Below are 21,901 nucleotides of genomic sequence, written 5' to 3' on the forward strand. Positions count from 1 at the left end.
GGAATTGGGCCCTGGGGCCCTCCGGCGGACGGACCGTCCAGCCGTACGTTCCTCGTGTCGAAAACGGCACAGCCGAAACCGGAGGGGAACACCATGAGCGACCTGATGCTGAAGACCGCCGTCGCGACCAAGGTCCGAGTGAACGGCTGGAAGAACACGACGGTGTCGGCGATGCAGCGCCGCGCCGGCGACAAGGGGCAGACGGCGGTCGAGTACCTGGGCATCATCGCGGTGGTGGTGGCGATTGTGCTGGCGATCACCGGTACGAACATCGGGCAGACGATCCTCGGGAAGATCCAGGCGCAGATCGCCAAGGTCGCTCCTTGAGGCAACCTCGCCGGTACGGCGACGCAGGGCAGGCCTTCCCCATCTACATCACTGTGGTGGGGGGCCTGCTCTTTCTCGCGTTTGCCTACTTCGCGGTCGGCCAGGCCGCGGCGAATCGGAACGGCGCCCAGACAGCCGCTGACGCGGCGGCTCTCGCGGCGGCCCAGGACAGACGGGACCAACTCGCCGGTGCGTGGGTGAAGGACGTACTCGACCCGACCAAGTGGCAGGGCATTTTCGAGGGCAATGCCGAGGGGCTCCAGCCGTCGTGCTGGCGCGCATACGAACTCGCCGCACAGAACGACGCTCAAGTGCTGAGCTGCGGGCCGGAGGGACTGCTGGGTTTCACGGTCAAGGTGGAGACCAACAAGTCGGTCGGTGACTCTGTCGTCCCTGGTACGGCGGAGCGGAAGTCGGATGCGACCGCCACGGCTGTGATCGAGCCGCTCTGCGACTTCGACCCCCCTGCCGAGGACGACGGTGCGAAGGTACTGCCGCAACTCTCCTGCGAGGACGGGGAGGACTGGAAGCTGGATCCGGAGGATCTCGATGTCCTGCCCGAACCCGAGGACCTCTTCGATGTCCACCTGGCCGACCCACAAGCGAACGACGAGTGATGAAGGAAGCAGAGAGATGAGCATTCGGTTCACTGCGAAGGCCCGCAGGGGGATGGTCGCAATGACCGTTGCGGCCGGACTGGCTCTCGGCGTGGCCGGCTGCGGCGGTGGTGGTGGCGGCGATGACAAGCCGAGTCCGTCGGCGTCCGCTCCCAAGGACCGTGGATCCAAGCCGAGTGCCCAGGAGGGAAATGCGGAGACGCCGCTGGCGGAACTGAGGGGCACAGACGGACTGCTACTTCAGATCACATCCGCCGCGAGGGACTCGGGTGGCTTCCTCACCGTGAACGGAATCGTGAAGAACGACGGAGACAAGTCCGTGGTGGTTCCCCCTCAGACCAGCGGTGACGAGACGGAGGTCATCAAGCACGGTCCCTCGCTCGGCGGCGCCACCATCGTGGACGCCAAGGGGAAGAAGCGCTACTACACGCTGCGAGACACGGAAGGGCGCCCGCTGACGACCACCGGCCTCGGGAACCTTGAAGCGGGGCAGACCCTCCCTGTCTTCATGCAATTCCCCGCACCGCCGACCGACACGACCGAGGTCAGTTTGCAGGTACCGACCTTCTCCAGCGGCACCATCAAGATCTCCGGATGAGGCCGGCCATGACCCCGACGCACACCCGAACGGCAACCCCACGCCTCGCCCTGGTCCTCACCGCCGCCACCCTCATGGTCGCCACGAACATCTACGGCGCCGTGACGGCCCACGCCGACGAAACCCCCGGCGTCCCCCCTGGCACAGAGGCCTCCGCCTCCGCCCCCGTCGAAGTCGACCCCAACGACCCGGACCTCAAACTCCCCGAGGGCGCCACCCTGGCCGCCGCCAAGGTCCTGGACATCAAACAGGTCGTAGAAGACCAAAGCGGCGACGAACGACGGGAAGACACCAACGCCGACGTCAAGTTCGCCCTCCAGGCCGAGGTCCTCTTCGGCAAGGACAGCGCGAAACTCGGCGCCGAGGCGAAGGCCCGTATCGCCACGATCGCCGAGGAGATCAAGACGCAGAACGCGACGAAGATCCGTGTCTTCGGCTTCACGGACAACCTCGGTTCCGCCGCCCACGGCGACGTCCTGTCCCGCAAACGCGCCGACGCCGTACAGAACGTCCTGGACCAGGAACTGAACGACTCCAACGTCACCTACGAGGTGCGCGGCTACGGCGAGCAGTACCCGATCGCCGACAACGCCACGGAATCCGGCCGCAAGAAGAACCGCCGGGTCGAGGTCTCCTTCCCGCGCACCGAGAGTTGAGCCACCGAAAGTGGGCCCAGGGTTGGGGTCACGGGCCCATGCGTGAGTGATCGACTTTCCGTAGCTTCGGCTCGGTGTCCGTCTTGAACGGCCGTTTATCGAGCTGAGCTGAGGTCACGCATGTCCCCTGCCGGTAGCCCGATACCCCCGAGTGGGATGTGGGGTGCGCAGAACAGCCTGTCCTGGGACCGGCGTTCGCCGTTGCCGAGGGAGCTGGGCTGGGCGCAGGTACTGCTGTGGGTGCAGTTCGCGCTGACGGCCCTGTACACGGTCACCGTGCTGTCGGTGGTGTCGTACTACTCCGGAGAGATCTTCGGAATCCTGGTGTACGACTCGCTGCCCAGCGTGGCGGGAGTCTGCTTGGCCCGGCGCCTGTGGCGGGGCGGGGTGTGGACGAGCCGCGTACTGATCGGCGTACAGGCGTGGATCGTGTGGCTGTCGCTCGGCACGCTGATGCACGGTGATCTGCGAGGCATCACACAGGCTGCGATGCCGGTTGCGGTCATCGTGCTGTTGCGCCGGGCCCGGTCGCGTGGGTGGTTCGACATCGCTCCCCAGGACAGGGAGGAGCGGCGGGCGTTCAGCCTGGCGAGGATGATCCGCTGGCGGCGGGACGACGGTCAGACCGCGGTGGAGTACGCGGGGCTTGTCGCGGTAGTCGCCGCGATCATCGTCGCGCTGTCGGTGGGCGGCCTCGGCGGGCGTATCGCCGACGGCATCCAGTCGGCGGTCTGCTCGGTGACGGGGACGGCTTGCCCCGCTCCGCAGGGGGACGGTACGGAGACAGGCGCGGCCGGGGACAACGACGGTGCGCGGCATGACGGTTCCGACACCGGCGCTGACGGTGCCGACGGCGGCGACAGCACCGGCCCGGACGGTGGTGCGGGCGCGAACGGCGAGGCGAGCGCCGAGGGCGACTCGGGCACCGAGGGCGGTGCGGGTGGCCAGGGACGCACCGGTGCCGACGGTGGTACGGGCGCCAGCAACAGTGGCCGTGCTCCGGCATGGTCGACTCGGATCATCACCTATGACGGCGCGGGTCCGGGCGACACGGTTCCGCTCGCTCCGGGCCCCTTCGACGACAAGTCGCTCTGGGGCGACGTCCATGACCAGGAACGCCACGACAGGACGTTCATGGACCATGTCCGGGGCTTCTTCGTGGCCCCGGCCAAGAGCTTCCTGGCCAGCACGATGGACCTCGTCAGCGACCCCGTGGGCTCGGTCAAGGACAGCTGGAACGGCCTGAAGGGCTACACCACGAACTGGTGGGGCGACAAGGCCGACGAACTGGGCAAGGAGTGGGACAAGAAGAACTACATCTCCTCCGTATGGGGCTGGGTCAACTCGCCCGAGGACTTCGTGTCCGACCTGGCGACCGACACGTTCGTCGACAAGGAGAACTGGGAGAAGGGCAACTACGGCGCCTCCATCGGCAACACCGTTGTCAATGTCGTCGGCATCTTCAGTCCGAAGACCATCACGAAGTTCACCAAGTTCAAGAAGCTGGCCGAGGTCGGTGAATCCCTCGACAAGGCGGCGGACGCGGCGCAGAAGGCCCGCAAGGCTGCCAGGGCGGGCGATGCCGAGGGCGCTCGGAAGGCGGCGAAGGACGCCGACGAGGCGGCGGACGCGGCCGAGAAGCAGGCCCGCGAGTCGGGCTGCTCCATCGCGGCGCCGGCCCGCCGCGTCCCGTACGGCGGCAACCTACCCGGGGCCACCACCGGCCTCTCCACTGGCCTCCTCACCGGCTCCTCCGGCACAGCCACCACGATCCTCGCCGCCGGCCCGTCCGACGCCCCGTACGTCGTCCTCGCCGAGAGCGGCTGCGACGAGGAGGCCAAGCAGCAGGCCCAGGACGCCCGGGAGAAAGCGGACGAGGCACAGCAACAGGCGCTGGAGGTCCAGGCGGAGGCGGCGAAGGCCGCCATCAAGCAGGGCAGGCTCAGTATTGACGAGCGCAACATTGACGACTTCGTCAGGAACGCCAAGAAGAACCCTGGCAAGAAGGAGATCGGCAAGGACCAGGCGGCGGCCGCGCTCGACGAACTCACTGATCTCGCACGACGCAAGAACGTCGACCGGGTGGGCGCGAGCAAACTCGGCTCCGAAGTGACCAACGCGCGTACCGCCAGCAGGCTCGAGGAGATGCTTGCCGAGGTGCGCGGTGTGCGGCGCGCCTCGGAGGACGCGGCACCCGACAGCACGGTGCACACAGCCGTCGGTTCGGAACACAACCGGCGTCAGGTCGAGGTCGCGCCCGGGGAAACCGTGGACGTGTCGAACGTGCCGGACGCCGATGTGCTGTACAAGGGGCGGGAAGGCAGGGTGAACCTGGTCGAGGTGAAGAACACGGTGAACCCGACGCGCCAGCCGGAATTTGTCGGGAAGATCAACACACTCTCCGAGTGGAAGAAGTCGAATCCCGGCAGAACGACGCGAGTCGAGATCGACAAGCCCGATAAATGGACTGAGGTTTTCCGGCCCATCAAGGGGCAGAAAGTCTCTCCTGCCCAGCTCATGAACGAGAAGGGAGTTGACGCTCGTATCGGTGACGCGAGCTTTACCGCCAAGCAGCTGGGTGACATGCAGCGGGCGCTGGAGGCGAAGTACAGCCGAGGTGAGGAAATCGACTGGAAGCAGTTGAACGACCACCCCAAGGGGGCGTTGGAGTACCTGGGTCTGGAATGACGGTAGGCCGGGGTGAGAACGAGAAGGAGGGTGACGGCTCGGAAGTCGTCACCCCGTGGCGCACAGCTGATCCCCCAGGTTTCCGTTCAGCCGCCGAACCAGACCACGAGGCGGACGCTGTCCTCACCGTGGAGCTCGGACAGCGTGCCCATCACACTCCACACAGGTCGCCATGGTCCGTCGGTCGGTACCAGGTCGCGATAGGCGGGGACGACAGGTCGGTACGCCTCGTTGCCGAGCAGGAGTTCTCCGTCGGCGGGCCACCGGGAGGGAGCGATGTTGCCTTCCCCGAACTTGGCGGCGGCCGAGTCGTACAGCTCACCCGGGAGTGCGGCCAATCCGTCGGGCGCGAAGGATCCTTCATGGGCACGGGTCCAGCGGCGGACCCAGTACCGAGACGGGCCGTCGGTGCAGGGGGCATCCCAGTCGACAGCCGACAGTTCACGCCACGAGAACCACGAATGACTGTGGCCCTCAAAATCGTCGGCATGCCTTTGTACCGTGTCCGAGATATCTACAGGGGTTCCGCGCTCAGGGAAGAGAGCTCTGACAGGCTCCACACTTCGGACGTCAAAGAGCGCTGACCACGACATGTAATCACGGGCCCAATGAAGGTGCCGGAGTTCACAAAAGGGCTCCCATGGCGCGTGTTCAGTGCCATAGCCTCCAGGTTGGGGCCTGCATTCCAGCCATCCGTACAAGTCGGTACTCATAAAAGCGACTCTATCCAATGCGGCCGCTGAGTGCGCTATGGCCGGCCACCAGGCCGTTCGCCTGTTTCAGGGGAATACTCCCTGCCGAACACCGCAATCGAGGCACGCACGCCGGAGCACAGCACACGGGGAACACCATGGCCGGGATGAAACCACACGGACTGCGCAAATCTTGACCGTACGCCCACATCAGTTGACAACCTCCACCCTGGTGCGGCTCCACATCGCTGTATAGCTTTGCCTCGCTCACTCCTTCCCACGCCGGAGAGCTGGGCACACGAGATCGGGGGCCCGATGGGGGAGTGGAAGCTGCGACGCTCACTGCCGCGACTGGCCACGCGCGCCGGCCTCGGCGAGGTGCACCGCGTCCACCACGAGCGCCGGCCCGTGCCCGTACTGCTGATCGCCAAGCTCGGCCTCGACTGGGCGATGGTGCTGCTCCTCGCCAAGGCACTGTCCGAACTGGACATGGACCCCGGCACCAGACCCGCCGCGGTGCTGCTGTGGCTGGCGCTCTCCTGGGGCGGCCTGGCGTACTGGCTGCTGGCCCGGGACGGCAGACGGTGGATCGCGGTATGCGACGGCGGCCTGCTGGTCGGCACGGCCGGGACGGACACGATCGCCATCGCCTGGCCCACCACCGAAGGGCTCACGCCCGCGCACGGCCCCGGAATTCGCCGCGGCTCACTGCGCCTGTCCTGGCTCGACGGCGGCAAACAGCGGTACGTGACGCTCCGGATGATGACCGACCGAGACGCCCTGGCCGAGGCCGTGGAGGGCAGGCGCCCGGTACCGAAGCCGCCGCACGGGCGGATCCTCGCCGGCTCGGGCATCGTGGCCGTGGCCTGCGCCGTCGTCTGGGCGCTCACACTCTCCCCCCTCGCCGACATCATCATGGCCCGCCGGCCGTACTACCTGCGGGACCTCGCGAGCGTCTGCGCGCAGGCCACAGCGGAGTCCGACGCCGCGTACGCCAAGTCAGCCCCCTACCACGGGAGCGCCCCGCACCCGGCGGTCCTCTTCGCCGAGGAAGACGACTCCGACCCGGTCGTCACGGCCACGGGCACCGGCTCGGACACCCCGGACCCCGACGACGTCCAACTGGTGGCGTGCAGCCGTCTGGAGCGGCGTACGTACGACATGACCTGCGCGTTCTCGCACGGGGTGAGCGTGAGCTACTACAAGGCCCGCTACCGCGTCGACGTGTACGAAGCCCGTACGGGCCGCAAGGTGACCGCCCGGACGCTGGATGCCGACAACCACCTCTTCTGCGGAGGCGTCATCGAGCTCCACGGAAAGGGCGGCGGGCATGAGGAAGACGTCTCCGTCCCGTCCAGGGACGACTATCAACGCATCCTCGACGAGGTGGCGGCGGGCGCCGGCGAGTGACGACAGCGACATGAGGGAATCACGAGGGAATACTGCCTGCCGAACACCGGAACCGAGGCACGCACGCCGGAGCACAGCACACGGGGGACCACCATGGCCGCGACGAAGCCACGCGGACTGAGCAGAACCGGAACCACACTCGCCGCACTGCTCGCCCTGATGGCGGCGGCCGGCTGCGCCAGCTACTCGGACGCTCCCGCGAAGGCGTCGTCCCCGCCCAGTGAGCGCCCGTCAAAAGCCGACTCCCCGAAGAGACCGGAACCCAAGCCCAAGCCCCAGCCCCCGGTGTCTGCGGCGGACGGCCGTGACATCACCGCCTGCGCGGACGGCAACTGCGAGATCGCGGTCTCCGAGCCGGTGAGAATCCCCTTCAAGGGCCCGCGTGGCCCGGCCACCCTGTCCGTCACCGAGGTCGGACCGAACTCCATCGCGTACACGGTGAAGTCGGGCAACGGCCAGTCCAAGGGCAGCGCAAGCGGCCCGGGACAGGGCTGCATCACCGTCCTGCGCAGCAACGGCAGCGGAAACTCGTGCGGCGGCCTGGGAGCCGCCGGGCGTCCGAGTCCCCAGCCCGACGCGGTGGTCATCCAGGCGGCGACCGGGGAGAACGGCACGGCCGTCCTCCAGTTTGTCTCCGACTGATGACCGGAGCGCTGGTGGTGAACCCGCAGAGCGCCAAGCCGTGCCTGAGCATCGACTGAGCGGGCGACGGAGACGAGACGGTGGCAGGACGGCAGGGATGAGCGAGTCGGATGCGGAGCCGGATGCCGAGGAGCGAGCCGGGCGGCGGTACGCGCATGTGGGCGTCCCTGCCACACCAGGGCGCCCGCGCCTACCTGCGTGACGCGGACGCTTTTGAGGACTAGGAACTGCCGTTTGGGCCCCCGTTTGGGGCCACGGACCCATCCCGCCCCGAAGGTCTCTCCCTAATCTCAGGCCGTGTCGTAGACCGACGGTGCGAGGGGGGCGAGGCATGGCCTCGACAGGGGCAGCTCCGGAGCCCGGCGGGGCGTGGCCGTCAGCGCAGGGCGGGCGCCAGAGCATGCCCGGCTCGCTCGCCACGGCCCTCGTCCTCGTCCACGCCCTCTTCGCGGTCACGGTCGTCGGGGGCCTCGGCCTGCTGCTCACGGCAGCCTCGTACGACGCGGTCGACGGCCGCGTAGTCGCCCTGACCGCGTACGGGGCCGCCCCCGGCGTCCTCGGCTGGTGGCTGGCCCGGCGAACATGGCTGGGCGGGGCGAGGATCTGGGGCGGCCTGATCGCCGTACAGGCATGGCTGATCATCGGCGCGCTCGCCAACATCACCGACGGATCACCGCGCGGCTTCACGCAGCTCTTCGTCCCCGCCGTCGTCCTCTACTTCCTGACCCGCGAGGACACCCGCACCTGGTACCGCCTCCCCAACGCCGCCCGGGCCGAACGCCGCCCCTTCTCCCTGCCCCGGATGATCCGCTGGCGCCGGGACGAGGGCCAGACGGCGGTGGAGTACGCGGGACTCATCGCGGTCGTGGCCGCCATCATCACGGCTCTGGTCGTCAGCGGCCTGGGCACCCAGATCTACGGCGGCCTCCAGTCGGCGGTCTGCAAGGTCACGGGAACGGCCTGCGCGGCTCCGGCCGCAGCACCCGCTGACGGCACGGACACCAGGACGGGAGATGGACTCCAGCCCGACGACACGGGACGCCGCACGACAACCGCCGAGCAGAAGACCAAGGAAGAGGAAGAGAACGACGAAAAGGGCAATGAAAAGGACGAGGGCTGCTTCTCCGGCGTAGGCGCCTTCTTCGGCTGCGCGGGCGATCAGGCGAAGCAAGTGGGCGAGGGACTCGTCGTCGACGGTGTCGGCGGTGAACTCAAGGGCATCTGGGACACGGTCAGCAACCCGCTCGACACCCTGGACGGCCTGAAGGACTACGGCGGCGTCATCGCCGACCAGTGGTCGCAGGACGCCGAGGACGCCGGAGACAAATGGGCGAAGGGCGACTACCTCGACGCCCTCACCGACTGGGGCGGCGCGACCCTGAACTCGGGCGGAAAGATCCTCGACGACACGTTCATCGGGGAGGACGTCCGCGACCAGTGGGACAAGGGGAACGAGACCCGAGCCGTCACGACGGTCGTCTGGAACGTCGGCTCCCTCTTCATCCCGGGGTACGGCGAGGCGAAGCTCGGCGGAAAGCTCGGGAAACTGGGCAAACTCGGGAAGCTCGGCGACCTGGGCAAGCTCACCGAGAAGGCGGTCGACGCGGCGGAGGACGCGAGGAAGGCGGCCAAGGCCGGCGACGCGGAAGCCGCACGCAGGGCGGCGAAGGATGCCGACGGGGCAGCGGACGAGGCCGAGCGCAAGGCCCGCGAGTCGGGCTGCACCCTCGCGGCGCCACGCCGCGGAAGCCCGTACGGCGGCGGCCCCGGCACCGGCACCACCGTCCTGGCCGCCGCTCTAGCCGACTCCCGGTACCTCGTCCTCGCCGAGGACGGCTGCGACGAGGAGGCCAAGCAGCAGGCGCAGGAGGCCCGCGAACAGGCGAACGAAGCGGACAAGGCCGCCGACCAGGCGGAACAGAAGAGCAGGCCGGCCAATGACTGGCAGGCCAGGGACGACATTCCCGGTCCGGCGCGCGGCAAGGTCCTCAAGTTCCCGAACAAACGCCACACTGTCAGTGGGGCGTCGAGCGGACAGGTGAAGGAGCGCAACACGGTGATCCTCAGAGGCAACGAGGACCTGGTTCGTGCCGACATCGAGGGCATCGCGAACGGCCGTGCGACGCTGTCGGCGGACGGGAACACCTATGAGATCAACGGCCGTACGTACGAGGTGGAGGGCAGCGGAACCGTCTTCCCCAAGTCCGGCCCCGGCCTCGTCGAGATGGACCGCGTCGAGTACGCGGCGCTGAAGGAGATCGCGCAGAACAAGGGCGATGTCGGCAAGTCGAAGCGGCTCCAGCGCGATCCGAAGTTCGTCGACAACCCGGCGAAGGTCGAGAAGGCCAAGGCTGTCTACGACGGGACGTACAAGTGATCGGAGCGCGCCCAGTGATCGGGAACCTCTTCACCGTCGCGGAGCTGGACCCGGAGAGTCTGCGAGGAGCAATGGCCGACATGCTGGCCCTGCCGGACCAGGCCGTCGACGTGGCCGACGCCGAGGGGGACCAGGAGGACCGGCACTGGGACGCTCCCGTGCTCTGCACTTTCCGCGTGCTTCCCCCTGGTGACCTGGCAATGGAACTGGACATCACCGTGGAGGACGCCACCGCCGGCACCCTCACGGAGGAGCGGCTGGCACATGGCCTGGCGGCCAGGGTGAGAAGCTCCGTCCTCCACCCGGCGGAACTCGACCTCCCGAGCGCCTACTGGGTCGCTGTGCCGGACGGACGCTCCGTCAGGTGCCGTCTGGAAGCGGTCGACGCCGGTGAGGACACGGCATACCGCGTGGACGCCGTCGAGGAGGAGGTCCCGGATCTGCCCCGAGCACAGGTGGAGGTCCTTGCGGAAATCCTCGACAGGCAGCCCATCTCCACCCCCGTCTCCGACGCCGTCCTCGCGACACTCCCCACAGGCACGGCGGCGAGCGTCGAAGGCCGTGTGCACCACGCCCTGCGCGTATGGGAAAGACTGACCCGCCGACTCCAGTCCGACTGGGCCCCTTCGGGCCGGTACCGAGAAGACCTGTTCCATCGTGATCTGGGAGCCCGCGACGAGCTGGAGCTACTCATCCCGGAGGTGGACGAGGCGTACACAGTCGCTTTGCGGGACGCCGTGACCCGACTCGACCGGGCTTTCAGCGACCACACCGGCGCCAAGCCCGCGCGAGACAACGGGAAGAACGGTAAGGCGGCCTCTTGGTGGTGGAACCGGGTTCCTCTCCGGACGCCTTGGTGAGCCGGGGTGAGGGAGAGGCCGGCCCGACAACTCGAACGGCCGGCGCGACCGGCCGCCCGGCACTTCGACCGGGCGTCTACGTCCCGTGTACGACGACCTCCACCCACGCGCCCTCTCGCACCCCCCACCCGGCCATCACCCCTGCCTCCGCCTCCACCACATGCCGGGCACGCAGCCTCGGCATCCCCAACCGCCCGGGCCGCATGGTCCGTACGGCGATGACGCGTAGGCGACGGTCGAGGTAGGCGACATCGATCGGCATACGCATTCCGAAGGTGTGCACGCTGCCGGCGGGGGAGAGCAGCATCGCTCCCTCCAGGAAATACCGCCCCAACAGCCCCCGCATACGCGCCTCATAGGACGTGGCGATCTCCAACGGCACACGAACGGCCGCCGCCCCACCACTCCCGTGCACCACCAACGCCCCTTGACCGTCCCGCCACTGCCGCCCCATACGGGCCACCTCCGACCGTCCCACCTGCCACCTGGGCCACCGGTTGTCCGAACCCGAACGTAACCACAGTCGAGTAGGCCCCACATGGGCCCACGGACCCATGCCCTTTGCTGGTTCATGACTGAAACGCAGGCCACGCTCATCACTCCTGACGGACGGGAATGGCGCGTTATGCAACCGTTACGGCTGAAACCGGTCGACGAATCGCCGATTCCTCCCCATACACCCCGCCAGTTGACAACCTTCACCCTGGTGCGGCTCCACCCCGCTGTATAGCTTTGGTTCGCTCAAGAGAAGCCTCGCCTCTTACCGGGAGCCGACCGTGAACCGCCGCCCCACCCTCCTCGCAGCGCTCACGCTGACCGCCGCTGCGGCCCTGACGCTGTCCGCGTGCGGGAGCGATGACAGCTCCAGGAGCAAGGACAACGACAAGATCGCGGGAGCCGACGCCGGTGCGGGCAACGCATCGCCCAGCGAATCGGCGCCGCAGGCCGCCGGTCGCCCGAAGATCAAGCTGCCGTCCGACCTGACCATGACCTTCGAAGGCGCCAAGACGGGTGACGCCGTCAAGGACGCCGTACTCGCGGACAACGCAGAACGTATGCGCTCGGTCAACGCGGCGATCGCGGGAACGGACCCCAAGGCGGAGGCGCTGAACTTCTACAACACCGGCAGGGCGTTGGAGGCAGCCGCGGTCTGGGTGGACAAGTTCAAGAAGGCCGACCTCGGCATCACGGGGACCATCCGGTACTTCGACCGGACGGTGACCCTCGACGGCAGCAAGGCGGCCTCGGTCGTGTTCTGCGCCGACGAGAGCAAGGGCTACGCCAAGGACCTCAAGACGAACAAGCCCAAGGTCACCACCCCCTCCGATGAGGACTTCATCCTTTACAACACGCGGCTGGAGAAGAACAGCGACGGGGTCTGGCAGACCGCCCGGATCGTTTCGACGGCAGGAGCGAAGCAGTGCCTGAAGTGAAGCGGAGAGCGCTCGGAGGCCTCGTCCTGGCCGTGGCCCTGGTGGGTCTGGGCACACCGAGCGCCTGGGCCAAAGTGACTCCCGACGGCACCACCGAAAGCGATACGAGCACGTCGAAGCCCTCGGGTTCCGTGAAGGGCGACACGCTCGCGTCGTCGGCCGGCGGCGTGATCGTCTTCGACCGTTCGAAAAACGGCTCGGGTGAGTCCGCAGGGGGTGTTACCTCCACGAGTTCCTGGACCCCGCCCCCCTGCTACTACGCTCCGAAGTACACGCCTGAGCAACTCCAGAAAACCATGGAGCCCGTCTGGGAGTCCGAGTCGACGGGTTACGAGTGGGACGCGCAGCAGCGTGACCGCTATGTCAACGGGCATCCGTACAAGGACTTCAACAAGGACAAGACCGGCGAAGGTTATTGGTGGGACTCCTACGTCCCCGAGAGTCAGGTCGGTGCCCCGGGCTCACTCGACTGCACCAAGCCGATTTTCTGGGTGGACAACGGCGACCCGCCGCCCGCGGACATCCCCGAGGCCATCACGCCCGAGATACTCGCCCAGCTTGCGTACGCCGAGATCCGGGTCCCTTCGACCACGGTCGAACTCGCACCCCGGCAAACCACGAAGGTGAACCTGCCTACCTGGGCCTGGCTCGATGCGGCGAAGTTCAAGCCCGTGTCGGTGACGGCCAGCGTTCCGTTGCTGGACATCCAGGCGACGACCACCGCCGAACCGGTCTCTCTGAAGATCGAGCCGGGCACCGCTGACGCCGTCACCTATCCCGCCTCGGGCGAGTGCCGGATCAACGCGGACGGCTCGATCGGTGAACGGTACGCAAAGGGCAAGGCTGACCAGACGCCACCGTGTGGAGTGAAATATCTGCGCTCATCCGGTGACGGCTCGTACAAACTCAGGGCAACCGTCACCTGGAGGATCCACTGGACAGGGACCGGTGTCCAGGGACAACAACGCCTGCCCGACGGGACGTTCGGCGCTGACCAGGACGTCGTCGTCCAGGAGATCCAGTCGGTCAACCGCTGACAGCCTTCGGACCCAGGGCGACGGGTAGAGTCACTGGCTCATACACGCGGTGCCGAATGGGGAGAGGGTAGCGGTACATGGCTGACCGGTTGGCTGTGGACGGCGGCGAACTCGCGCATTTCATGAAGCTTTTGAAGAAATCCAGCGATTCATTGAAGGGCCTTCGCAAGGCCCTGAGCGACGCCACCGTCACCGGTCTGGGTACGGATGATCTGGATTCGGCATGTGAGAGCTTCCAGGAGGACTGGAAGTACGGCACCGAGGAGATCGGAAAGCAGACCGAGGACCTTGCCAAGATCATCGGGCAGAGCAAAGACAGCTATGAAGAAGTTGACAAGGCGTTGGAAGAAGCCTTGAAGAAGGCCAGGAGCGGCAAGGCGGGGGACAAGAAGTGACGGTCACACCCGGAACCGAGCAGTCGCCCTACGCCAACTCGCCCGCCGCCCGAAATGGCGACCTGCCCCAGGGCCTCAAGTCCTCTCCGTCCATGCCCAATCCCAACTATCCACACTTGGGCTTCAACCCCACACCTGGTGACACCGACACGGTGCACGACCTGGGTAAGAAACTCGCCAACTGTGCCAAGGTCCTGGAAGAGACGCATGGGCTCGTCACCAAGGTCATGGACGGCAGCTACTGGAGGGGCGATGCTGCCGTCGCCTTCCGTGAGCAGCTTGAGGACGGACCTCTCCCGCTCAACTTGAAGAACGCTGCACACTCTGTACGCAAGGCCGCCCGGCAGCTCGAGCGCTGGGAGGGCGAACTCGACGATTTCCAGCGTCGGGCCAAGAAGCTGGAGCAGGAGGCCAAGGACGCGCAGGACGCCGTAGACGCGGCAAAGGGGCATGCCGAAAAGGTGAAGAACGACCCCGACCTCAACGAAAAGGGCAGTCGCCACGACAAGGCGCAGAAGAACCTGAGCAGTGCGAACACCGCTGTAGAAGAAGCCCAGGCAGAGCTCGACAAAATCGTCGGCAAGGCGAAGAAGCTCGCCGAGGAGCACGAGGCCAAGGCTCGGTACCGTGCCGGCAAGATCCGTGACGCCACGAAGAAATTGGCGCCGCATGAACCGGGGGCACTTGAGAAATTCGGCGAGTGGTTCTCCGAAAACCTGCCCGACATCCTGAGCGCCACCGCAGGCGTCATCGGCTTGGTGGCCCTGTTCGTAGCCACGGGCGGCATGGCCGCAGCCGTCCTGCTGCTGGCGGCAGCTGCATTGAGCGCCACTGCGCTCACCGTGCGCCTGTCTGATCCCAAGGTGCGCGCATCCCTCAAAGACGGCTTCACCAACGGTGAGTTGGACTCCGACTTCTGGGGGAACATCGTCAGTCTCGGCGGCGACGTGCTGGGAGCCGTCCCTGGCGTGAGCGCCGTCGGCATGGGAGTCCGTGGAACGATGCGCGCCCTGCAGGCCAGTGAGGAAGCGGTCAGCCTCGGGAAGGTGCTGACAACGCTGGGCAGCAAGACCATCGGTGAAGCCAAGGCCATCTCCAACCTCGGTAATCCGGCACTGAACCTGGTGGTGCGCGGGGCTCGTGACTCCGCCCGTGCCGGAGAGGTCGTCGAAATCAGCTCGGCTTCCCTCGGCGTCCTGACCGCCGGGTACGGTCTGGCGTCCAGCGCGATCGACTCACTGGAGAATGACGGAGCGAAGGACACTGGTACCGGCATTGACGGCGCACGGAGCATCCTGGATGGCGGCGCCCTGATCGATCTCGCCCAGTACGTGTTCTGACCCAGAGGACAAGAGAGCTCATATGAACCCCACCGACCCTTCCGTTGCTTGGGAGCACCCGCCGACGCGGCGTGCCTGGTCGAAGCAACTGGTTGTGACTGCGCTCGCTCTCCTCGGCTGGATTGCCCTGTGGGTCGCCCTGCTGGCAATCCTGGTGGTGTTCCTCTCCCCGGGGTACACGATCCTCTTCGTACCGTTCCTGCTGTACAGCTTCTACCGCGCGTTTCTCCAGCTCTTCGTCCTTCCTGCCGTCTTCCGGATGAGACGTGTCCTGCGGGAATACCCGTGGCGTCTGTACAGCGACGCCCCGTACGGGCTTGCCGATCGGCCCGACGTCGTCGGTAGGCAGAACGGGTGGTTCGAGTTCCCGAACCCGGCTCGCCCGGAGGAGCTACTGCCCATGGTGTTTCCCCGACACTGGGGAGTGGGCTGGTGGAACCGCCGGATGTCTCCTCGCGCGAAGCCTGAACTCAAGGCCCAGATCGCCGTGGTGTGGCTAGCGGGAGACCCTCGCTTCATCGGCGTGATCGCCGCGCCGGCTTCCGACGAATCGACGCCCCGCCGATTCCGCTTCCTGAGCCAGCAGGCGGGATCGGACGGAGGACGCCGTTCCGTCGCGGACTGGGGAGCCACCGCCGAGGACATCGAACGTGGTCGCCGCGCCGGCGTCCGCTCGGGCCGTCCCTGACCCCCACCAGGCCAACTCTCCGGAAATGCAACCACATGACATCTCAGGTCGTCATCGCTGAATCCGTGCACGACCCCAGCTCCGGTATCTGGTTCGCCGTGCCGGGCGGCTTCACTGAGCTGCCGCTCGATGTTCTTCTCGCTCCACCCGCTTCTGCCGAGGCGGAGTGGCTCCGGGAAGCGCTCGCTCCGCTGGTCGAAGCCATTCCGGACGGTGTCACCCGTCAGCAGTTCATCGCCCAATTGGCGTCGGGCCAGCAACTCATGCGTGCACTGCGTGAGGTGGGCACGGTCCATTGCTCCCTGGGCGTGCACCGCGACGACGTGGAGGGCGGCAGCGGAGGAATCCTCCACTCACTCTTCACGGTGTCCTGGCGAGACATCGCCTGGTCGCCGCGATCGGTGAGCGCGGCGCGGGCAGTGGCCACAGCGGAGCAGCACTCCCACATCGAGTACGTGGACCTGCCCAGTGGTCCCGCGTCCATGGGTGAGACGGTGCGCACGCCGACTTCCGAATCCGGCCTTCCTCCGACCCCGTTGCTCCAGATTTGCGCCTACCTCCCACACCCGGACTGCAAGCGCATGGCGGTCCTGATGATGAGCACGCCGGAGGTCGGGCGACGGGAGCAGTACCGCGAGATTCTGCGGCAGATCGCGGAACTCACGAGCTTCGAGTCGCCGTTGGCCGATGCGTAGGAGACGCAAAATGCCTTGTCCGTCTCCTCCCGGCGCGGGTAGGAAGAGCAACATGACCGGACTCGGCGCTGTCTTTCGTCCCCAACTCGCCCCCGAACGACTCCGTTCTGTAGCCCAGCTCGCCGACGAGGCAGGCCTCGAAGAACTCTGGCTCTGGGAAGACTGTTTTCGGGAGGGTGGGATTTCGACCGCCGCCGCGGCACTCGCCTGGACCGAGCGTGTGCGGATCGGGGTCGGGCTGCTGCCCGTGCCGTTGCGGAACGTTGCCGTCACCGCCATGGAGGTGGCCTCGCTGCACCGGATGTTTCCGGGGCGGGCCATCGTCGGTGTGGGGCATGGCGTGCAGGACTGGATGGGGCAGGTCGGGGCGCGGGTCGAGTCGCCGGTGACGTTGTTGCGGGAGCATCTCGTCGCGCTGCGCGCGCTGCTGGGCGGGGAGCGGGTGACCACCGACGGGCGGTACGTCAGGCTCGACGACGTCGCCCTCGACTGGCCGCCGACAGGTGGCGGGGGCGGGGTGCTCGCCGGGGCCACCGGGCCGCGTTCACTGCGGCTCACCGGGGAGGCCGCCGACGGGACCATTCTCACCGCCGCCACCAACCCGGAGGGCGTGCGCAAGGCGCGGCAGCTCATCGAGGAGGGGCGGGAGACGGCCGGCCGCGGGGCCGGGCCGCACCCGGTCGTCGTGTATCTGCTCACCGCCACCGGGGCCGGCGCCGCCGACCGGCTGCGTGCCGAGCTGGCCGACGAAGGGCTCGAATCCCTTCCGGACCTCGGTGTCGCCGGGGACGCCGGTGCCGTGGCCAAGGCCGTCGAGCGGCTGGCCGAGGCCGGGGCGGACACGGTGGTCCTCCAGCCCACCGGTGACGAACCGGACCCCGAGGGTTTCGTACGGTTCGCCGCGGAGGAAGTCCGGCCGCTCGTCCCGTAGGCGCGCTGGGGTCCCTGGACGCGGCTCCGCGGGGCCGTTGTCAGTGGCCGGTGCCACACTCGTCGGCATGACTACCGAAGACGTACGGCTGCGTGATGTCGTGGAAGACGATCTCGAAGCGTTCTTCGCCTACGAGCAGGATCCCGAGGCAGCCCGGCGGTCGAGGTTCACGCCCCGGCCGCGCGAGGCCTTCATGACGCACTGGAAGCGGCGGGTCCTCGGGGACGACACCAACGTCGTGCGGACCGTGACGGCGGACGGTGACGTCGCCGGCAACTTCGTCGCCTGGTGGGAGGAGGACCGCCGCTTTCTGGGGTACTGGCTCGGGCGCGCGTACTGGGGGCGCGGCATCGGCAGCAGAGCCCTGGAACTCTTCCTGGAGCGCGAGAAGAACCGGCCCCTGCACGCCGACCCCTTCAGCGGCAACACCGGCTCCGTACGTCTCCTCGAGAAGCACGGCTTCCGCCCCGCCGGCACCGTCCGGTACGGAGACGACGAGCATGTCCTGCTGGTGCTGACGTGACCGTGCGCCGGACCTTCGAAGACCTGGTCGCCGAAGGCGCCGCCGTTCCCACCGAAGGCTGGGACTTCTCCTGGTTCGAGGGGCGGGCCACCGAGGCCCGGCCCTCCTGGGGGTACGCGATGTCGGTGGCCGCGCGGCTGGGGCGGGCCAGTGCCGTGCTCGACATCCAGACCGGCGGTGGTGAAGTGCTGGACTTCGCTCTCGCCAAGGCCCCGAAGCGGCCCCCGCTCGCCGTCGCCACCGAGGGCTGGCCGCCGAACGTGGCCAAGGCGACCGCCCTGCTCCGCCCGCGCGGAGTCCCGGTCGTCGCCTCGCCCGAGGACGCCCCGTTGCCCTTCGCCGACGGTGCCTTCGACCTGGTCGTGAGCCGGCATCCCGTCCGTCCGCACTGGGAGCAGATCGCCCGCGTCCTCCAGCCCTCAGGGACGTACTTCGCCCAGCACGTCGGGCCGGCCAGCGTCTTCGAGCTCGTCGAGCACTTCCTCGGGCCCCAGCCGGACGGGGTGCGCGGTGGCCGGCACCCCGAGCGTGAGCGGGCCGACGCGGAGGCCGCGGGGCTTGAGGTCGTCGATCTGCGGGCGGAGCGGCTCCGCATGGAGTTCCACGACATCGGGGCGGTCGTGCACTTCCTGCGGAAGGTGGTGTGGATGGTGCCCGGCTTCACCGTCGAGGCGTACGAGCCGCAGCTCCGGGCACTGCATGAGCGGATCCAGACGGACGGGCCGTTCGTCGCCCACAGCACCCGGCACCTCTTCGAGGCCCGCAAGCCGGGCGGCCCGAGCGCCCCACCCGCCTGATGGGCCGCGCATCACCGCAGTCGCCCTCACCGCAGTAGCTCTTTACGCATGCGGGCCCACCCTCACCTCTCCCATCACCAGCTCCGCCTTCGCCTCCAGTACCTCACCCACCCGTTCGGCCTGCTCGCCCAGCTCCCGTTCCTGCCGTGCCGTCAGCCGGACGAGCGGTTCGACGGTGACGGTCGTACGACGGCCCCGGCGCCGCTGGTGCCAGACGCCCGCCACCACACCGTCGACCAGCAGCACGGGATAGTTGCCCGCCTGGCCGCCCGCCAGGGCACGCTCGTAGGCCGCACCGGGGAACAGCCGCTCGCGGGGCTGCGTGGCGATGGCGTACGCGTCGAAGTACGGCAGCAGCCGCACGCCCCGCGCGGGCCCGTCCGGGAAGTCGGTGTCACCCGCGGCCACCCACGCCCGCGCGCCCTCGAAGTCGACCTCCTCGATGCCGCCCGCGGCGGCCAGTTCCCGGAACACGGTGCCGGCCCAGCCGGCCGGCGCCGCCAGCCACTTCGCGAAGTGCTGCGGGGTCGCCGGCCCGTACGCATGGAGGTATCGGCGGACGAACGTCGCCAACGCCCCGCCCGGGCCCGCGGCCGTGCCCCCGCCCGCCCCTCCGCCCGCTCCCGCGACCGGGGGGACGGCCGCTGCCACCACCGGCGGGCGCGTGTAGGTCGCCTTTCGGCCGCGGTTCGGGCCGAAGCACAGCGTGCCCGCCCAGCCCGCCCGGTGCAGGACCTGCCGCCAGCGTGGCCACAGGTCCTGGAAGGCCGGCATCACGCGCTCGCCGGCCCATGGGCCCGTCCGCGCGACGATCTCCTCGGTCAGTTCGTCGAGCGTCAGGCAGGTGCCGTCGAGCGCTTCCCCGATCGCCGCCACGACCTGGGCGGCCTGTTCCTCGGTGAGCCGTACGTCGGCCCGGTGAGGGCCCGGCCCGGTCGGGATCGCCGTCAACGCGGCCGACCACAGGGGGAGTTCCCGAGCCGGGAGGAGATGGACCGTGCCGCGCGGACCGTACGTCTTGATCAGCGACCGGTCGTCCCAGAGAGCCGTCCGTACGTCCGCCCGGGTCAGCCCGGACGTCCGCACGCCCACCGACACCTCGGCCGCGGACAGCACCTGCGCGTGCGCCCCCATCATCGCCCCGACCACCTCGGCGACCGGCGTCCCGGCCCCGGCCCGAGCGACCGCACCGGCCAGGAACTGCCGCTCGGTCCGCCGTGCGCTCGCCGCGTCCCAGGTGATCTTCGAGATCGTCGTCATGGCACGACGTTAGACCGGAAAGAGGACAGGACATGACCTATTTGCAGGACCTGATCCCCTGACCTGGTTAGCGGAGTCACTCGCCCGTGGCTCGCTTCCGCGTCGCGGTTCGCGTAAGTTCAGACCAAGGTAATTCGCGTGAGCAAACCACGCTGCGCGGGCGGTACCGCGCAGTGGAGGGGGCTGCGCGGTGCCAGGGCCTCGGGGGGCGGGTGTCGCGGCGGTCAATCGGGTGTTCGTCGTCGATGTCACCCATTGGGGGATACGGGGAGAAGCCGGCCGGCGGACACCAGGATGCGGCCATTCCACCGGGCTCAGGCTCGTACCTGGGCCGCCCATGGGCCGTATATGGGCCGCACATGGGCCGTATTGGGACCGTATGTGGGCCGCGTTTCGGCCAGGAACGAGCCGTGAACGACGCGTTCCGCGGGCATCACCGCGTCGCCGGGCGGCTCCGGAGAGTAGTTGTGGCACGCCGATGCACGCAGCATCACTTACAAAGGGTTATGGTGGAAACCCCCCCTCGGGCCGGTCCGTATCCCCCCCACGGACCGGCCCGTTTTTTTGTGCGCCGGGGCCGTTCGGAACACCGGCCGGAATTCTCCGTTCCGCACCCGTGGGCGGCCCATGGCGGCAGCGGGGGTAGGCTTCGGCTCCGGGGACTGCCACACGGGCGGGGACCGCCCGCGGCCACGACCGGGCCGCATGCCGCGGCCTGTCCGATCCGTACGGAGGGGCTGACGATCACGTGAACCTGCGCGACAAGCTGCGTGGCCTGCTGGTCAGGCTGTACGCACGCCGGGTGGAAGGCCACCTGGACCACGCTCAGGTGCCCAAGCACATCGGCGTCATCATGGACGGCAACCGGCGCTGGGCGAAGGCGGCCGGTTCCAGCACCGTCCACGGTCACCGGGCCGGTGCCGAGAAGATCGAGGAGTTCCTCGGCTGGTGCTCCGAGACGGACGTCGAGGTCGTCACCCTCTGGTTGCTGTCCACGGACAACTTCGACCGGCCGCAGGAGGAACTCGTCCCCCTGCTCGGCATCATCGAGGACGTCGTGCGCACCCTGGTCGCCGACGGCCGCTGGCGCGTGCACCACGTGGGCACGCCCGATCTGCTGCCCTCCGGGATGCAGACGGTGCTGAAGGAGGCCGAGGAGACCACCGCGCATGTCGACGGGATAGTGGTCAACGTCGCCATCGGCTACGGCGGCCGTCAGGAGATCGCCGACGCCGTGCGCTCCATGCTGCTCGACGCCCAGGACCGGGGCGCCTCGATGGAGGAACTCGCCGAGGCCGTCGACATCGACATGATCGGGCGTCACCTCTACACGAGCGACCAGCCCGACCCCGACCTGGTGATCCGCACCAGCGGCGAGCAGCGGCTGTCCGGATTCATGCTCTGGCAGACCGCGCACTCCGAGTACTACTTCTGCGACGTGTTCTGGCCGGCCTTCCGCAAGGTCGACTTCCTGCGCGCCCTGCGCGACTACGCCGCCCGCCACCGGCGCTACGGCGGCTGAACCGCGCTGCGCCCCCGCCGCCGGCGGCCACGACGACGCCGGCGACGGCTCAACCGCGCTCCGCGCCCCCGCCCCGGCAGCCACGGCGCCTGAATCGCACTCCGCCCCCGCCCCCGGCAGCCACGGCACCTGAATCGCACTCCGCCCCCGCCCCCGGCAGCCACGGCGCCTGAACGCGTGCGCCCCCGCCACCGGCGCTACGGCGGCTGAACCGCGCTGCGCCCCCGTCGCCCGCGGCCCCGACGACAGCTGAACCGCGCTGCGCCCCCGTCGCCCGCGGCCCGACGACGACTGAACCGCGCCGGGCCAGCCCGCCCCCGGCGGCCACGGCGCCTGAGCCGCGCTCCCCGCCCGGCGGCCACGGCGCCTGAGCCGCGCTCCCCGCCCGGCGGCCACGGCGCCTGAGCCGCGCT

The 21,901-nt window shown here is 68.5% G+C and carries 22 protein-coding genes; 19 read left to right on the top strand and 3 right to left on the bottom strand.

Annotation, left to right across the window (positions count from 1 at the left end):
- Window positions 1-93: 93 nt before the first annotated feature.
- From ACFZDA_RS22620 to ACFZDA_RS22640, 5 genes are all read left to right on the top strand, one after another.
- A complete protein-coding gene (locus tag ACFZDA_RS22620) occupies window positions 94-327 on the top strand; it encodes a hypothetical protein (protein ID WP_391084263.1) in 234 nt (77 codons plus the stop codon).
- Entirely contained in the window at window positions 324-944 is a 621-nt protein-coding gene (locus tag ACFZDA_RS22625) for a pilus assembly protein TadG-related protein (protein ID WP_391084266.1), read from the top strand. The genes ACFZDA_RS22620 and ACFZDA_RS22625 overlap by 4 nt, the downstream gene beginning before the upstream one ends.
- A 16-nt stretch (window positions 945-960) precedes the next feature.
- Window positions 961-1,542, top strand: coding sequence for a hypothetical protein (locus ACFZDA_RS22630; RefSeq protein ID WP_391084271.1), 582 nt, complete (start codon window positions 961-963; stop codon window positions 1,540-1,542).
- Window positions 1,543-1,550: 8 nt separating this feature from the next.
- Window positions 1,551-2,198 carry an OmpA family protein gene (locus tag ACFZDA_RS22635; RefSeq protein ID WP_391084274.1) on the top strand — a complete coding sequence of 216 codons (648 nt, stop codon included), beginning with the start codon at window positions 1,551-1,553 and terminating at the stop codon, window positions 2,196-2,198.
- Between the two features lie 156 nt (window positions 2,199-2,354).
- Window positions 2,355-4,886 carry a hypothetical protein gene (locus tag ACFZDA_RS22640; RefSeq protein ID WP_391084277.1) on the top strand — a complete coding sequence of 844 codons (2,532 nt, stop codon included), beginning with the start codon at window positions 2,355-2,357 and terminating at the stop codon, window positions 4,884-4,886.
- Window positions 4,887-4,972: 86 nt separating this feature from the next.
- Here the strand turns inward: ACFZDA_RS22640 and ACFZDA_RS22645 are convergent, their stop codons facing one another.
- Window positions 4,973-5,224, bottom strand: coding sequence for a hypothetical protein (locus tag ACFZDA_RS22645; RefSeq protein ID WP_391084280.1), 252 nt, complete (start codon window positions 5,222-5,224; stop codon window positions 4,973-4,975).
- A gap of 669 nt (window positions 5,225-5,893) precedes the next feature.
- Here ACFZDA_RS22645 and ACFZDA_RS22650 point away from each other — a divergent pair.
- The 4 genes from ACFZDA_RS22650 (at window position 5,894) to ACFZDA_RS22665 (ending at window position 10,867) form a co-directional block, all read left to right on the top strand.
- Window positions 5,894-6,988, top strand: a complete 1,095-nt coding sequence (locus tag ACFZDA_RS22650) for a hypothetical protein (RefSeq protein ID WP_391084283.1) — start codon at window positions 5,894-5,896, stop codon at window positions 6,986-6,988.
- 93 nt (window positions 6,989-7,081) lie between these two features.
- Complete coding sequence (locus ACFZDA_RS22655; protein WP_391084286.1) at window positions 7,082-7,630, top strand: hypothetical protein; 549 nt, start codon at window positions 7,082-7,084, stop codon at window positions 7,628-7,630.
- Between the two features lie 400 nt (window positions 7,631-8,030).
- Window positions 8,031-10,007: a hypothetical protein gene (locus tag ACFZDA_RS22660; RefSeq protein WP_391084289.1), complete on the top strand. Its 1,977-nt coding sequence runs from the start codon at window positions 8,031-8,033 to the stop codon at window positions 10,005-10,007.
- Window positions 10,004-10,867 carry a hypothetical protein gene (locus tag ACFZDA_RS22665; RefSeq protein ID WP_391084292.1) on the top strand — a complete coding sequence of 288 codons (864 nt, stop codon included), beginning with the start codon at window positions 10,004-10,006 and terminating at the stop codon, window positions 10,865-10,867. The genes ACFZDA_RS22660 and ACFZDA_RS22665 overlap by 4 nt, the downstream gene beginning before the upstream one ends.
- Window positions 10,868-10,943: 76 nt before the next feature.
- On the opposite strand, the gene ACFZDA_RS22670 is transcribed toward ACFZDA_RS22665, so the two are convergent.
- Complete coding sequence (locus ACFZDA_RS22670; protein WP_391084295.1) at window positions 10,944-11,321, bottom strand: DUF192 domain-containing protein; 378 nt, start codon at window positions 11,319-11,321, stop codon at window positions 10,944-10,946.
- A 322-nt stretch (window positions 11,322-11,643) separates the two neighbouring features.
- On the opposite strand from ACFZDA_RS22670, the gene ACFZDA_RS22675 reads away from it, so the two are divergent.
- The 9 genes from ACFZDA_RS22675 to ACFZDA_RS22715 all read left to right on the top strand — a co-directional run bounded on the left by ACFZDA_RS22675 (window position 11,644) and on the right by ACFZDA_RS22715 (window position 18,706).
- Complete coding sequence (locus tag ACFZDA_RS22675; RefSeq protein ID WP_391084298.1) at window positions 11,644-12,300, top strand: hypothetical protein; 657 nt, start codon at window positions 11,644-11,646, stop codon at window positions 12,298-12,300.
- Window positions 12,288-13,337: a hypothetical protein gene (locus ACFZDA_RS22680; protein ID WP_391084301.1), complete on the top strand. Its 1,050-nt coding sequence runs from the start codon at window positions 12,288-12,290 to the stop codon at window positions 13,335-13,337. The genes ACFZDA_RS22675 and ACFZDA_RS22680 overlap by 13 nt, the downstream gene beginning before the upstream one ends.
- Before the next feature lie 77 nt (window positions 13,338-13,414).
- On the top strand, window positions 13,415-13,732 hold the full coding sequence (locus tag ACFZDA_RS22685) for a hypothetical protein (RefSeq protein WP_391084304.1): 318 nt from the start codon (window positions 13,415-13,417) through the stop codon (window positions 13,730-13,732).
- Window positions 13,729-15,072 carry a hypothetical protein gene (locus ACFZDA_RS22690; RefSeq protein ID WP_391084308.1) on the top strand — a complete coding sequence of 448 codons (1,344 nt, stop codon included), beginning with the start codon at window positions 13,729-13,731 and terminating at the stop codon, window positions 15,070-15,072. The genes ACFZDA_RS22685 and ACFZDA_RS22690 overlap by 4 nt, the downstream gene beginning before the upstream one ends.
- A 22-nt stretch (window positions 15,073-15,094) precedes the next feature.
- Window positions 15,095-15,760, top strand: coding sequence for a hypothetical protein (locus ACFZDA_RS22695; protein WP_391084311.1), 666 nt, complete (start codon window positions 15,095-15,097; stop codon window positions 15,758-15,760).
- Between the two features lie 35 nt (window positions 15,761-15,795).
- Window positions 15,796-16,455 carry a hypothetical protein gene (locus ACFZDA_RS22700; RefSeq protein WP_391084314.1) on the top strand — a complete coding sequence of 220 codons (660 nt, stop codon included), beginning with the start codon at window positions 15,796-15,798 and terminating at the stop codon, window positions 16,453-16,455.
- Between the two features lie 52 nt (window positions 16,456-16,507).
- Window positions 16,508-17,386, top strand: a complete 879-nt coding sequence (locus ACFZDA_RS22705) for an LLM class flavin-dependent oxidoreductase (RefSeq protein ID WP_391084317.1) — start codon at window positions 16,508-16,510, stop codon at window positions 17,384-17,386.
- Between the two features lie 67 nt (window positions 17,387-17,453).
- Window positions 17,454-17,909 carry a GNAT family N-acetyltransferase gene (locus ACFZDA_RS22710; RefSeq protein ID WP_391084320.1) on the top strand — a complete coding sequence of 152 codons (456 nt, stop codon included), beginning with the start codon at window positions 17,454-17,456 and terminating at the stop codon, window positions 17,907-17,909.
- On the top strand, window positions 17,906-18,706 hold the full coding sequence (locus ACFZDA_RS22715; RefSeq protein ID WP_391084323.1) for a methyltransferase domain-containing protein: 801 nt from the start codon (window positions 17,906-17,908) through the stop codon (window positions 18,704-18,706). Before ACFZDA_RS22710 ends, ACFZDA_RS22715 begins: the two co-directional genes overlap by 4 nt.
- 42 nt (window positions 18,707-18,748) lie before the next feature.
- On the opposite strand, the gene ACFZDA_RS22720 is transcribed toward ACFZDA_RS22715, so the two are convergent.
- Window positions 18,749-19,966, bottom strand: a complete 1,218-nt coding sequence (locus ACFZDA_RS22720; protein ID WP_391084326.1) for a DNA glycosylase AlkZ-like family protein — start codon at window positions 19,964-19,966, stop codon at window positions 18,749-18,751.
- A 748-nt stretch (window positions 19,967-20,714) separates the two neighbouring features.
- Between ACFZDA_RS22720 and ACFZDA_RS22725 the strand changes: the two genes are divergently transcribed.
- Entirely contained in the window at window positions 20,715-21,488 is a 774-nt protein-coding gene (locus tag ACFZDA_RS22725; protein ID WP_391084329.1) for an isoprenyl transferase, read from the top strand.
- Window positions 21,489-21,901: the final 413 nt, after the last annotated feature.

Origin of the sequence: Streptomyces sp. NPDC007991 (assembly GCF_042958445.1) — a bacterium.
GTDB lineage: Bacteria > Actinomycetota > Actinomycetes > Streptomycetales > Streptomycetaceae > Streptomyces.